General features: G+C 40.6%; 15 protein-coding genes. 10 read left to right on the top strand and 5 right to left on the bottom strand.

Going from position 1 to position 12,812, the window contains the following annotated elements; genetic code table 11:
• Window positions 1–190 precede the first annotated feature (190 nt).
• From nsrR to rplI, 7 genes are all read left to right on the top strand, one after another.
• On the top strand, window positions 191–613 hold the full coding sequence (nsrR, locus tag MNY66_RS14540) for a nitric oxide-sensing transcriptional repressor NsrR (RefSeq protein WP_047254972.1): 423 nt from the start codon (window positions 191–193) through the stop codon (window positions 611–613).
• Window positions 614–692: 79 nt separating this feature from the next.
• A complete protein-coding gene (rnr, locus tag MNY66_RS14535; protein ID WP_047254973.1) occupies window positions 693–3,182 on the top strand; it encodes a ribonuclease R in 2,490 nt (829 codons plus the stop codon).
• 112 nt (window positions 3,183–3,294) lie between these two features.
• The gene (gene rlmB / locus MNY66_RS14530; RefSeq protein ID WP_047254981.1) at window positions 3,295–4,032 is read left to right on the top strand and encodes a 23S rRNA (guanosine(2251)-2'-O)-methyltransferase RlmB; all 738 of its coding nucleotides are present in this window, start codon (window positions 3,295–3,297) and stop codon (window positions 4,030–4,032) included.
• Between the two features lie 167 nt (window positions 4,033–4,199).
• A complete protein-coding gene (gene rpsF / locus MNY66_RS14525; RefSeq protein WP_047254974.1) occupies window positions 4,200–4,592 on the top strand; it encodes a 30S ribosomal protein S6 in 393 nt (130 codons plus the stop codon).
• An 8-nt stretch (window positions 4,593–4,600) separates the two neighbouring features.
• Window positions 4,601–4,918 (top strand): primosomal replication protein N, encoded by a 318-nt coding sequence (gene priB / locus MNY66_RS14520; protein ID WP_047254975.1) that lies wholly within the window; start codon window positions 4,601–4,603, stop codon window positions 4,916–4,918.
• A gap of 4 nt (window positions 4,919–4,922) precedes the next feature.
• Window positions 4,923–5,150 carry a 30S ribosomal protein S18 gene (gene rpsR / locus MNY66_RS14515; protein WP_000135199.1) on the top strand — a complete coding sequence of 76 codons (228 nt, stop codon included), beginning with the start codon at window positions 4,923–4,925 and terminating at the stop codon, window positions 5,148–5,150.
• A 38-nt stretch (window positions 5,151–5,188) separates the two neighbouring features.
• Window positions 5,189–5,638: a 50S ribosomal protein L9 gene (gene rplI, locus MNY66_RS14510; RefSeq protein WP_241501134.1), complete on the top strand. Its 450-nt coding sequence runs from the start codon at window positions 5,189–5,191 to the stop codon at window positions 5,636–5,638.
• Window positions 5,639–5,764: 126 nt separating this feature from the next.
• On the opposite strand, the gene MNY66_RS14505 is transcribed toward rplI, so the two are convergent.
• A complete protein-coding gene (locus MNY66_RS14505) occupies window positions 5,765–6,418 on the bottom strand; it encodes a LysM-like peptidoglycan-binding domain-containing protein (protein ID WP_337252464.1) in 654 nt (217 codons plus the stop codon).
• Between the two features lie 264 nt (window positions 6,419–6,682).
• On the opposite strand from MNY66_RS14505, the gene fklB reads away from it, so the two are divergent.
• The gene (fklB, locus tag MNY66_RS14500; RefSeq protein ID WP_047254982.1) at window positions 6,683–7,303 is read left to right on the top strand and encodes a BamJ family beta-barrel-assembly machinery protein; all 621 of its coding nucleotides are present in this window, start codon (window positions 6,683–6,685) and stop codon (window positions 7,301–7,303) included.
• 139 nt (window positions 7,304–7,442) lie between these two features.
• The gene (cysQ, locus tag MNY66_RS14495) at window positions 7,443–8,183 is read left to right on the top strand and encodes a 3'(2'),5'-bisphosphate nucleotidase CysQ (protein ID WP_241501132.1); all 741 of its coding nucleotides are present in this window, start codon (window positions 7,443–7,445) and stop codon (window positions 8,181–8,183) included.
• A gap of 72 nt (window positions 8,184–8,255) precedes the next feature.
• On the opposite strand, the gene MNY66_RS14490 is transcribed toward cysQ, so the two are convergent.
• Complete coding sequence (locus MNY66_RS14490; RefSeq protein WP_047254979.1) at window positions 8,256–8,657, bottom strand: YgiW/YdeI family stress tolerance OB fold protein; 402 nt, start codon at window positions 8,655–8,657, stop codon at window positions 8,256–8,258.
• 707 nt (window positions 8,658–9,364) lie between these two features.
• Window positions 9,365–9,940: a YtfJ family protein gene (locus MNY66_RS14485; RefSeq protein WP_241501131.1), complete on the bottom strand. Its 576-nt coding sequence runs from the start codon at window positions 9,938–9,940 to the stop codon at window positions 9,365–9,367.
• A gap of 327 nt (window positions 9,941–10,267) precedes the next feature.
• Between MNY66_RS14485 and MNY66_RS14480 the strand changes: the two genes are divergently transcribed.
• Complete coding sequence (locus MNY66_RS14480; protein WP_047254817.1) at window positions 10,268–10,474, top strand: DUF1107 domain-containing protein; 207 nt, start codon at window positions 10,268–10,270, stop codon at window positions 10,472–10,474.
• Between the two features lie 130 nt (window positions 10,475–10,604).
• On the opposite strand, the gene paeA is transcribed toward MNY66_RS14480, so the two are convergent.
• Together paeA and msrA are read right to left on the bottom strand one after the other, a co-directional pair.
• Window positions 10,605–11,975 carry a polyamine export protein PaeA gene (paeA, locus tag MNY66_RS14475; protein WP_047254816.1) on the bottom strand — a complete coding sequence of 457 codons (1,371 nt, stop codon included), beginning with the start codon at window positions 11,973–11,975 and terminating at the stop codon, window positions 10,605–10,607.
• A 166-nt stretch (window positions 11,976–12,141) separates the two neighbouring features.
• Entirely contained in the window at window positions 12,142–12,783 is a 642-nt protein-coding gene (gene msrA / locus MNY66_RS14470; RefSeq protein WP_047254815.1) for a peptide-methionine (S)-S-oxide reductase MsrA, read from the bottom strand.
• Window positions 12,784–12,812: the final 29 nt, after the last annotated feature.

The raw sequence follows: 12,812 nt of genomic DNA, 5'->3' as shown, positions 1-12,812 counted from the left end.
GATGATTTTAGCGACAGTATTTGGGTATACTATCTTCTTGTTATTGTGGTTATATCGTAAATATTTCACCATACAACAGTACCGTACAGCAGTACTATACAGCGGTACCATTTAGCCGCTCTATATGGCAGATGATGCGAACTATGTACTACGGTACATATAAGTTAGATGATAATTTTTCGAGGTGGATGTGCAGTTAACCAGTTTTACAGATTATGGCCTACGGGCGCTGATTTATTTAGCCTCTCTCCCTGAGGGCAAAATGACCAGTATTACTGAAGTAACCGGAGTTTACGGCGTATCTCGTAACCATATGGTAAAGATTATCAATCAACTGAGTCATTTGGGTTATGTGAAAGCAATCCGTGGAAAAAATGGCGGTATTATGCTGGGACAGCCTGCTGACAACATTGCTATTGGCGCCGTAGTCCGAGCGCTCGAACCTTTATCTTTGGTGAATTGCAGTGGGGATTTTTGCCATATAACGCCCGCATGCCGATTAAAAGGAATTTTACACCAAGCGATAGAGCAATTTTTACAAGAATTAGATAAACATACGCTGGCTGACATGGTGAAAGATAACAGCCCGCTATATCGACTACTATTAGTCTAAACTATTAATAAAATAGTATTCATAAAAATAGTATTCATAAAAATAGTATTCGCGAATTCTGATGACAACGGAGGCTACGATGTCACAAGATCCTTATGTGAAAAGAGAAGCAGAAAAATACGATTCACCGATCCCAAGTAGAGAATATATCTTAGAGATCCTATCGCAACGCCCAGCACCGATTAAACGTGAAGAGATTGCGAAAATACTGAACCTAAGTTCAGAAGAAGATTTAGAAGCGTTACGTCGCCGGTTACGCGCGATGGAGCGTGATGGACAATTAATTTTTACTCGTCGCCAATGCTATGCATTACCTGAAAGATTAGATTTATTAAAAGGAACGGTCATTGGGCATCGCGATGGGTATGGTTTTTTACGTATCGATGGCAAAAAAGAAGATTATTATATTTCTGCTGACGAAATGAAACGTGCTTTACACGGCGATGTCGTGTTGGCTCAACCTCATGGACAAGACCGTAAAGGACGTACTGAAGTACGTATCGTACGGGTTTTAGTTCCTCGCAATAATCAAATTGTTGGGCGCTATTTTCTTGAGTCAGGCATGGGCTTTGTGGTGCCAGACGACAGTCGCTTGAGCTTCGATATTTTAATTCCTAAAGAGCACACTAATGGTGCACGTATGGGGAATGTGGTGGTGGTCGAGCTGGTTAGCCGTCCACAGCGTCGCTTACAGGCTGTCGGTAATATTACTGAAGTGCTGGGTGAAACTATGGGAACTGGCATGGCGGTAGAAATTGCCTTGCGTACTCATGAAATTCCTCATGGCTGGCCGGCTCAAGTTGAAAAACAAGTGGCTGATTTAAGCGAACATGTTCCCGAAGCGGCTAAGCAAGGGCGAGTTAACTTAAGTGATTTACCTTTAGTTACCATAGATGGCGAAGACGCACGCGACTTCGATGATGCCGTATATTGTGCGCCGAAGAAGGGCGGTGGCTGGCGTTTATGGGTGGCGATTGCTGATGTTAGCTATTACGTACGTCCTAATACTGCGCTGGATGATGAGGCTCGAAGCCGAGGTAACTCCGTTTATTTTCCATCGCAAGTGGTGCCAATGTTGCCAGAGGTGCTATCAAATGGCCTATGTTCATTGAATCCTGGTGTAGATCGTTTGTGTATGGTCTGTGAGATGACGATTTCAGCTAGTGGTAAGTTATCTTCATACAAATTCTATGAAGCGGTGATGAACTCTCATGCGCGTTTAACGTATACCAAAGTTTGGAAAATCTTGCAGGGCGATGAAGAACTGCGCGAACATTACCAGCCGCTCGTTCCTCATTTACAGCATCTGCATGATTTATATAAAGCACTAGAAAGCGCGCGTGAAGAACGCGGGGCGATTTCTTTTGAATCAGAAGAAGCTAAATTTATCTTTAATGCTGAACGTCGAATTGAACGTATTGAGCCAGTGCAGCGCAACGATGCGCATAAACTGATTGAGGAATGTATGATCCTCGCTAATATTGCTGCGGCTCGATTTGTTGAGAAAAATGAAGAACCGGCATTATATCGTGTTCATGATCGTCCAAAAGAAGAGAGCGTGATGAACTTGCGTTCTGTCTTTAGTGAGCTTGGTTTAACCTTGCCGGGGGGTATGACGCCAGATCCAAAAGATTACGCCCAGGTGATGCATGATGTTGCTGAGCGTCCTGATCATGAGCTGCTGCAAACCATGTTATTGCGTTCGATGAAACAGGCTATTTACGATCCTGAGAATCGTGGTCACTTTGGTTTAGCACTAAAATCATACGCGCACTTTACTTCTCCAATTCGTCGTTACCCTGATTTGACCTTACACAGAGGCATTAAATATTTATTAGCTAAAGAGCAAGGACAAGCCGAAAAACATTGGACTCCGACGGGCGGCTGGCATTCTGATATGGATCATATGCTGCAATTAGGTGAGCATTGTTCGATGACAGAGCGCCGTGCCGATGAAGCGACTCGCGATGTGGCTGATTGGCTAAAATGTGACTTTATGCAAGATCAAGTGGGCCAAGTCTTTACCGGTTTGATTACTAGCGTTACTGGTTTTGGTTTCTTTGTGCGCTTGAATGAACTGTTCATTGATGGTTTAGTTCATGTATCCACTTTAGATAACGATTATTACCGTTATGATGCTGTTGGTCAGCGTCTGATTGGTGAATCTTCAAATACCGTTTATCGTCTAGGCGATGAAGTCGAAATTAGAGTTGAAGCTGTTCATATGGACGAGCGTAAGATTGATTTCGCCTTAATATCAACGACGCGTAAAGCTAAAAATGTGGGTAAAACAGCTCGCGATAAAGCTAAAAAAGACGCCAGAAACAGCGGGCAAGGTAAATCACGTAAAGATCGTGATTTTTCTAAAGATGCTAATTTCCAGCCAGATACAGCATTTAAGAAAAAAGCTAAAAAAGCCCCTAAAAATCAGGCTAAAACCGATGCTGCTAAGCCCAAAGCAGAAAAAACTGGCGTAAAAAAAGCTAAAAAAGCTTCGGATAAAACCAAGAAAATAACCGCTAAATTGCAGGCTAAACGTGCGACTAAAAAAGTCAATAAAGACGCTTAAAATTTTAACAGTCATGACTATAGGTTTAATCACATAGATTGAGTAAACTAGCTTCAATAAAATAGGGTGGCTAATTGGCCACCCTTTATTTCCTGTGGATAAAAAAGATATTATGAGCGAAATTATTTATGGCATTCATGCAGTGAAAGCCTTGCTGGAGCGCGATCCGCTACGGCTAAAAGAAGTGTATATTTTAAAAGGCCGTGAAGATCGCCGTTTGATGGCAGTGATCCATGAAATTGAAGCTATGGGAATAGCGGTTCAAGTGGCTAACCGTCAGTGGATGGATGCGCAGACTGATGCCGCATCACATCAAGGCATTATTGCTCATGTTCTGCCAGGACGTCAGTACCAAGAAAATGATTTACTGGATATTATCGCTCAGGCTAAAACGCCTTTATTACTGGTACTTGATGGTGTTACAGACCCGCACAATTTAGGTGCTTGTCTGCGTAATGCGGATGCTGCGGGTGTTCATGCGGTGATTGTTCCTAAAGATAAATCTGCACCCATGAATGCGATTGTTAAAAAAGTTGCCTGTGGCGCGGCGGAAAGTGTTCCATTAATCCGTGTGACTAACCTGGCCAGAACGCTACGTTTACTGCAAGAGCAGCAAATTTGGGTTGTGGGAACGGCCGGTGAAGCGACTCATAATTTATACCAAAGTAAACTAACTGGCCCTATGGCCTTGGTGATGGGAGCTGAGGGCGAAGGTATGCGCCGTTTAACGCGTGAGCATTGCGACGAGCTGATCAGTATTCCGATGGCGGGTGATGTTTCTTCGTTAAATGTTTCTGTTGCGACCGGTGTATGTTTGTTTGAAGCGGTACGTCAGCGCTTAGGCAACTAAATAATTCCTAAAAATTGCGATTAATTCACGTTCATCTATTGAATTTTTTTCAAGAGATGGGTATAGTTACGCGTCAATTTTTCAGCCGCACTTATATAAGTTCCTTGCCTCCATGGGAAGCGGCTGCCCTGACAGGAGGCTGATTAATCCGTAAGGAGCAATTACTAATGCGTCATTACGAAATCGTTTTTATGGTCCATCCTGACCAAAGCGAACAGGTTCCGGGTATGATCGAGCGTTACAGTGCAGTTATCACTAATGCGCAAGGTCAAATCCATCGTCTGGAAGACTGGGGCCGTCGCCAACTGGCTTATCCAATCAATAAACTGCATAAAGCTCACTATGTTCTGCTGAACGTTGAAGCACCACAGGAAGCGATTGATGAGCTGGAAACTAACTTCCGCTTCAACGATGCCGTTATCCGTAGCATGGTTATGCGCGTTAAGCACGCGGTGACAGAAGCTTCTACCATGGTTAAAGCTAGAGACGAACGTCGCGGCCGTGACCAATCTGATGATTATCAGGAAGAAGCTGAAGAAGCTGGGGATTCTGAAGAGTAATTGCCCAAGTGTCCACTAATCGATTGGTGCTAACAGGCACAGTCTGTAAAGCATTACTCCGAAAGGTGAGTCCGTCTGGTATTCCTCACTGCCAGTTTGTGATTGAACATCGCTCACAGCAGGAAGAAGCTGGATTATATCGGCAGGCATGGTGCAGAATGCCCATTGTCGCCAGCGGACAAGACATACAAGCCTTAACTCACAGTATAACGGTCGGTTGTAGAGTAACTGTTTCAGGTTTTATTAGCTGCCATCAAGGGCGTAATGGCTTGAATAAAATAGTGCTCCACGCCGAGCAGATTGAATTGATAGATTCTGGAGACTAGCCAAATGGCACGTTATTTCCGTCGTCGCAAGTTCTGCCGTTTCACAGCGGAAGGCGTTCAAGAGATAGATTATAAAGATATCGCAACGCTGAAAAACTACATCACTGAAAGCGGTAAAATTGTACCAAGCCGTATTACCGGTACCCGTGCAAAATACCAACGTCAGCTCGCTCGTGCTATCAAGCGCGCGCGCTACCTGTCTCTGTTGCCTTATACTGATCGTCATCAGTAATAGGTACAGTCCATTAACGACTTTAAGAGGATAAGGTAATGCAAGTTATTCTGCTTGATAAAGTAGCGAACCTAGGTAGCCTGGGTGATCAGGTTAACGTTAAATCGGGCTATGCTCGTAACTTCTTAGTACCACAGGGCAAAGCTGTTCCTGCGACTAAGAAAAATATCGAATTCTTCGAAGCACGCCGTGCTGAACTGGAAGCTAAATTAGCTGAAGTTCTGACTGCTGCTCACGCTCGTGCAGAGCAAATCAATGCACTGGGCGCAATCACTCTGTCTTCTAAAGCAGGTGACGAAGGTAAACTGTTTGGTTCAATCGGTACTCGTGATATCGCTGATGCAGTAACTGCTGCTGGCGTTACTGTTGCGAAAAGCGAAGTTCGTCTGCCAAACGGTGTTCTGCGTACTACAGGTGATCACGAAGTTCACTTCCAAGTACACAGCGATGTTTTTGCACAGTTGAACGTTAAGATCGTTGCTGCATAATCATTGTAATGATTATATGTGCTGCTGATTAATTTGAGTGGCACAAAAAAAACACCGGTTTATGCCGGTGTTTTTTTATGGATTTTTTAGCAATTTTAGCTGTTAATGATGACCATATAACTCATTTTAGGGAGTGCGATAATACCCACCGTCACTGAGTCGTGCAAAGCTAATATGCTTACCTTCTGGTGTAGTTATTTCTAGCAGTTCCACTTCCCCTTGGCTATTGGCTTGCAAACGAATTTTTTGCCCTTGTTGCAAGTTACTCAATGGTTTGTCCCCGCCTTCTACTCGAGCCATCGCAAAAGCATCATTTGCCTGTAAATTATTGTCTCTAAATAACTGCGCTAAGGTTTTACCTTTTTGAATCTGATAATTTTGCCATTTTCCTGAGACTGCTGTAGTCGTATTTCCTTGATTAACCGGTGCTCTCTGGGTTTGTTTGTTCTTATTATCTCTATCTCTATCTCTATCTTTATCTTTATTCTTTACTGTATCTGATTGTGGCTGAATAGGAATGATATTTGACTCATTTACCGGCGGTACATTATTGGTATCGTCAATAATAGGAGCTTGAGCCTCTTCGGGTGATTGCGCTGTATCAGGCAGAATATTTGGCGGTGTTTCTAAGCTTTCATTAGGCGGTGGAATAACAATCGGTTTAGGTTCTGATGAAGCGATCTGGTTAGATGTTTTATCCTCAGTTGGCCAGAAGAATATGATTAAAATAATGATCGCGATGATTGCAATACCAACGCGATGAAATATCGATAGCCTCATCATTGCCTCCTTAAGAGGAAAAGAAAACCTGTAATTAATGGAATATTAGCATTATTTCTAGCCAGATTAATCGCATATCCTACATTTTCGGAACTCACCTAGAATTAATATTTTCTTGGCATTTATAGACCGCATATATACGTCTTTTTTTCATCACTTATCGCCTATTTGATGATGATATTCATGGTGTATATAAATATGAGTTTACCCTCACGGAGGCGGCTGTTATCCTTACTTTTTAGCTTAAAATTAATGGATAATTTAATGTCAAACCAAACTTTTGATTCAATTGAAGCTCAAGCGAGCTACGGTATTGGGCTTCAGATCGGTCAACAACTGTTAGAGTCAGGCTTAGAAGGTCTTGAACCAGAAGCCATTCTTGCTGGTTTAACAGATGCTATGGAAGGTAATATGCCTTCAGTGCCTGTTGAAGCGCTGCATAATGCTCTGCGTGAAATCCATGAACGTGCTGATGCTGTGCGCACTGAAAAGCAAAAATCAATGGCAGTAGAAGGGCAAAAATTCCTTGAAGAGAATCAAAAACGCGATGATGTGACTATCACTGAATCAGGTTTACAATTCTCTGTTATCAATCAAGGTGAAGGTGCAATTCCTGCACGAACTGACCGCGTTCGTGTACATTACACTGGTCGTCTGATTGACGGAACAGTCTTTGATAGCTCTGTTCAACGCGGGCAGCCGGCTGAATTCCCTGTCAGCGGTGTTATCCCTGGCTGGATTGAAGCATTAACATTGATGCCAGTAGGTTCTAAATGGGAATTATATATTCCTTCAGAATTGGCCTATGGTGAACGTGGTGCGGGCGCATCTATCCCTCCATTTAGCACTTTAGTTTTTGAAGTTGAATTATTAGAAATTCTATAATTTATTGATAAGTCTCTGAATATACACATATTATAGCTGGTTAATCACCGGCTATTTTTTTATTCAATAAAAGGGGATGCAGTCAGCTCAGTAGGCTGATAATCTATTTTCTCTCAAACGATAATAGTCGAGGTGGCAGATGTTAGAACAAGTCTGTAAGTTGGCAAAAGAAGCCGGAAGCGTAATTATGGATATCTATCATGCGGATACACCGGTACAAGTTGAAAAAAAATCCGATGATTCCCCGGTAACGGCAGCAGATATTGCAGCGCATCAAATTATAAAGGCCGGTTTGAGTAAAATTGATCCTTCCATTCCCCAATTATCTGAAGAAGAGCCGCCAGCATGGGAAGAGCGTCAGCATTGGCAGCGTTATTGGTTAATTGATCCACTGGATGGAACCAAAGAATTTATTAAGCGTAATGGTGAATTTACGGTTAATATTGCGCTGATTGATCAGGGCGCCCCGATCTTAGGTGTAGTTTATGCTCCCGCACAAGGTATTTTGTATTGTGGACAAGGGCGACAAGCCTGGAAAGAAGAAAAAGGGCATCGTCAATTAATCCGTGTCTCGCAAGCGACACTGCCTTTAATTGTGGTTAGTCGCTCTCATCAGGACGCAGAATTACAGGACTATTTGAGTCAAATGGGTGAACATGAAACGGTCGCTATTGGCTCATCATTAAAATTTTGTTTGGTTGCCGAAGGTAAAGCGCAGCTGTACCCACGTTTTGGGCCGACGAATATCTGGGACACAGCCGCTGGGCATGCTGTCGCTATTGCTGCTGGTGCTAAAGTGACTGATTGGAAAGGTAATACATTAGATTATTCACCAAGAGAGTCATTTTTAAATCCAGGATTCAGAGTCTCTTTACTCTAGCTGGATAAGTTTTATTAGGCTGATTTAATTAGCGCCAGTAACGCTTATTGAAAACGTTACTGGCGTTATACTTTATTTGATCAGGTTTATCTCTTTTACACTAACCTCACGTGATGACCAATCTTTATCAATCTCACCACGAATTTCAACTTTATCGGTAGGCGTTATTGTTTGGCCTCGCCATTTTTTGTGATCAATTTCAACGGTGATAGTACCGGTACCATCGGTAAACTCATAATGTTTATTATCTAGCTGTTTTACGATATTTCCGCGCAAGATAACCCACGAATCATCAGTAAGTTTAAGGGCATTTGCGACACTGGTTTCACTCACATTAGGCCCAGAAAATCCGCCTTTTAGTGCTCTTTCTGCTGGCACAGTTGATGTTCCTGGTCCATTAAACCCACCATTTTCGGCCATTAATGGTGCACTCATTAGGGTGGAAATTAAAGCAATCAGCGCGAATTTTTTCATTATTCATATCCTTTTATTGGCTATTTTAATTTGACGATAGTGATGTTGATATAGGGATTAAAACATAAAACCCAATCACATTATTAACAAATAAATTCTTATCTGCAATATTTAGGTGTAATAATGACATTTTGCAGTTTAATTTGGATTTTTAATGGGTTTGTGGTTTATTTTATAGTTAATAACTCTATATTATCTTGTTAATCTATTTTTGATGCGAGTTAGCTATGTTCGACTCTGCTGGAAACGCGGTAATCACATTAAAGCACATAGACTGAAAATAGATTAAATAACCTTATGGTTTGTGTTGTGAACTAAAAAATAGATTGATTAGATAAAATTACCTATTTATAGGATAAATTAAAACTTCGAGCTATCTATTTTATTATTAATATTATGATTATTTATAATTAACAGTGAGATAAATAATAAATATTTTCTATTTTATTATTCAATAAATATGCAATATGTGTGGGTATTCTAGAGTGTATTTAGACAGTATAAAAATCTAAGTTATTTTAACTAATTATTAACAATGAAACGATATTGTTTAATATTTGTTCTCCTTTAGATGGCGTTATAGCCGCTCCAATAATAGTTAATAAGTTACACGCGTATATAAATACGCATATAACTGGTCAAATGATTTGAGATATTTCAGACAAAAATTAATTATCCTAATTATCAGTGTGGGATTACTAAAATGATTACTCGATTAATTGAGCATCAATTAATCTAATCACATTATTTACTTCATCCGGCGTCAAAGCCCCTTGTTTAAACCATATCACTTGGCCAAGTTTATTAACCACTAAAATGGCTGAGCTTTTGTCTGCTAATTGCCATGCGGTTTTTATTTGTCCTTGGCTATCAACGATAAATTGTGAATAAGGAAACTCTTTTTTACTGTCTTCTAAACTGCTACGAACAAACCTAGCAGTGCCAAAAATAGCTTCATCGGTATTAACAATAGTGGTGGTTTGATAGTGCTCAGGCGCGAATTTAGCCGTTTTTATGGCATCAATTAATGGTGCATTAAGTTCTTTCGCGGATGAACGTCCTGCAATGTGCTGAATGGTATGTATTTTCCCGAGTAATTGATCGCTATTCCAGTTTTGATAATTAAATTTATTTTTTTGATTAATCATTAACTCGCCTTTATCGGTAATTTGAATGTGAGGGAGTGGTTGATTTAATTTAATGCTGTCCGCCAATACGCCAAATGAAGGCAGCAGTAAACTTAGCGAGAATAGCACCGCTTGCAGTGAACTTTTCATAATCATAATTTAACCTTTTTAGTAAGGGTAGATGAGGTTATTTCTGGTTTTATTGTATTAATTTTCGCCAATTATTTGCGCGCAGTCATTTATAACACATCTCATCCGATGAGTTACCAAGTAAAATTTAACATTTTAGTAAAATACCCGTGATACTCTGAATTTATCTATTTTTACAGATTTATTCTTATGTCATATTGTGTAAAATTTGTGAATAAAATTGCAATAATAGAACTAATCAGATTAAAACTGGTCTATGATAGGCAAGACGTTAACAGGTAAGTGATAATCCACTGACTATGTATCGTGAGAGCTAGGGGAGGATAAGTTCGCATGAAAATATTTAACCGTTATAACCCATCAAAAATTGCCCTTTACGTTAAAACGCTATTTCGTGGTCGGCTATACATTAAAGATTTTGGTGCTTTTGAATTTGACTACGGTAAAATTCTACCACCAAAAGTAAGAGATCAGCGCCATTACAGTGTCATGAGTGAAGTAAATAAACAGGTCATTGTATTAAAAACTGAGTTGGGCTAACGCTGAGTTATTGTTTGGCATAATTATATATTTAAATAAACCAAAAATATTTGAATAGGCCAAAAAATAGCGCCACATAACATGGCGCCATAATTTAGCTAGGTTGAAACGGCTTCGCTAATGATAATAATTAATCATTACTAGTTTCTTTGTTGGTTTGGGTTGCGTTAGCCGTTTCTATAGATAATTTACCTGGATGAACGACCACAGGTGCCGGAGGATCAGTTAAACGAGTTACTAAAACTTGATCGATTTTGTAGTTATCAATATCGACAACTTCAAATTTAAAGCCGGCATATTTGACGTAATCCGTACGTTTAGGAATTTTTCTTAGGCGGAACATCAGAAAACCAGCGATAGTTTCATAATTACTGCAATCTGGGAATTCATCGATATCCATGATACGTTGAATATCTTCAATTGGCGTTCCCCCTTCCACAAGCCATGAGTTTTCATCTCTGACGACTATCTGTTCTTCTTGTCCTTGGCCTATTAAATCACCCATTAATGTGGTCATAACATCGTTAATAGTGATAATCCCCATCACTAGCGCATATTCATTAAGAATAACTGCGAAGTCTTCCCCTGAGTTTTTAAACGATTCTAAGGTATCTGACAGGGTTAACGTATCAGGAATAATCAACGCATTACGGATATTAACTCCATCATGTAGATTAAGACTATGACCATTTAGTACGCGGGTTAATAGCTCTTTCGAATCAACATAACCGAGAACATGATCGATATCATCGCCACAGACTAAGAATTTAGAGTGTGGTTGAGTGGATATTTTTTGCTTAATACTTTCTTCATTTTCATTTTTATCGAAATAGACAATACTTTCACGTGAGGTCATCGCGGAAGGTACGGTGCGTGATTCTAGTTCGAAAACATTCTCGATAAATTCGTGTTCTTGTTTACGTAAGATACCGGCAACAGCTCCGGCTTCTACCACAGCAAAGATATCATCAGAGGTAATATCTTCATTCCTAGCCATTGGAATTTTAAAGATTTTAAAGAATAAATCGGCTAAGCCATTAAATACCCAGACGAGCGGACGGAAAAGCGCTAAGCAGAAGCGCATTGGATTGACGATACGGATAGCAATCACTTCCGGTTTAATCATACCGATGCGTTTTGGCGTCAGGTCGGCCAATAAAATAAACATACTGGTGACAATAGTGAATGAAATAATGGTCGCCAGTTGTTCAGCCCATTTTGGGGTCATGAACTCAATAAAGAAGCTATTTAATGCCGGAGAAAAGGCCGATTCACCAATGACCCCTGCTAAGATAGCGACAGCATTCAGACCAATCTGTACCACAGTAAAGAACATGCCTGGCATTTCCTGCATTTTCAGTACACGGGCGGCATTAATGTTGCCTTCATCGGCCATGAGTTTGAGTTTTATACGGCGTGAAGCCGCTAATGAAATTTCAGACAGCGAAAAAAATGCGCTGATTGCACATAATAAAAGAACAATTAATAAACTGTTAAGCATAGAGTATCCGTGTTGCACCTTCATGAACACTTGTTTATAGCGCGAGCTGCGACTGAAGGGAACAATTTTAATAACACAATTTGAACGACAATTACAAAAAGTGGCGGTCAATAACCGCCACAATAAGATTAGCTCGCGTATTATAGCATCAGATAGAACAATCTGACTAGTTTCTGTGCTGAGGTGGTAGGCAAATACCGATCCCCCCGAGTCCACAATAGCCTTGCGGGTTTTTATACAGATATTGCTGGTGATAATCTTCAGCGAAATAAAACGTATGTATTGGCGCGATTTCAGTGGTGATAACTCGCTGATCACCCTCTGCGTTCATTGCCTGTTGATACTCCTCTTTAGCAGCGATAGCATGCTGATATTGTTGCTCGGAAACGGTATAAATAGCTGAGCGATACTGGCTGCCAATATCTCCGCCTTGGCGCATACCTTGGGCTGGGTCGTGATTCTCCCAAAATAACTTTAATAAATTCTCATAGCTAATTTGGTTGGGATCAAAAACTACGCGGACGGTTTCAGTATGGCCAGTCATACCCGAACACACTTCTTCATAGGTTGGATTTTCTGTTATGCCGCCACTGTATCCTACCGATGTAGAATATACCCCTGTTTGCTGCCAAAATAGACGTTCCGCTCCCCAAAAACATCCCATCGCAAAGTAGGCAATGTGATCAGATTTGGGGATAATCTGAATCGAATGTTGGTTAACTGCATGATAAGGTGCATAAATTAAAGGCGTTTTTCTTCCGGGTAACGCTTCAGCCGGATCAAGTGGGAATCGTTTATTATTCGGCATACAATTTCCTATAATTATTAAATTTGTCT

Source organism: Moellerella wisconsensis (genome assembly GCF_022592395.1).
GTDB lineage: Bacteria > Pseudomonadota > Gammaproteobacteria > Enterobacterales > Enterobacteriaceae > Moellerella > Moellerella wisconsensis.
The sequence above is the reverse complement of the archived record's forward strand: the minus strand, read 5'-3'. Positions and strand labels throughout refer to the sequence as shown.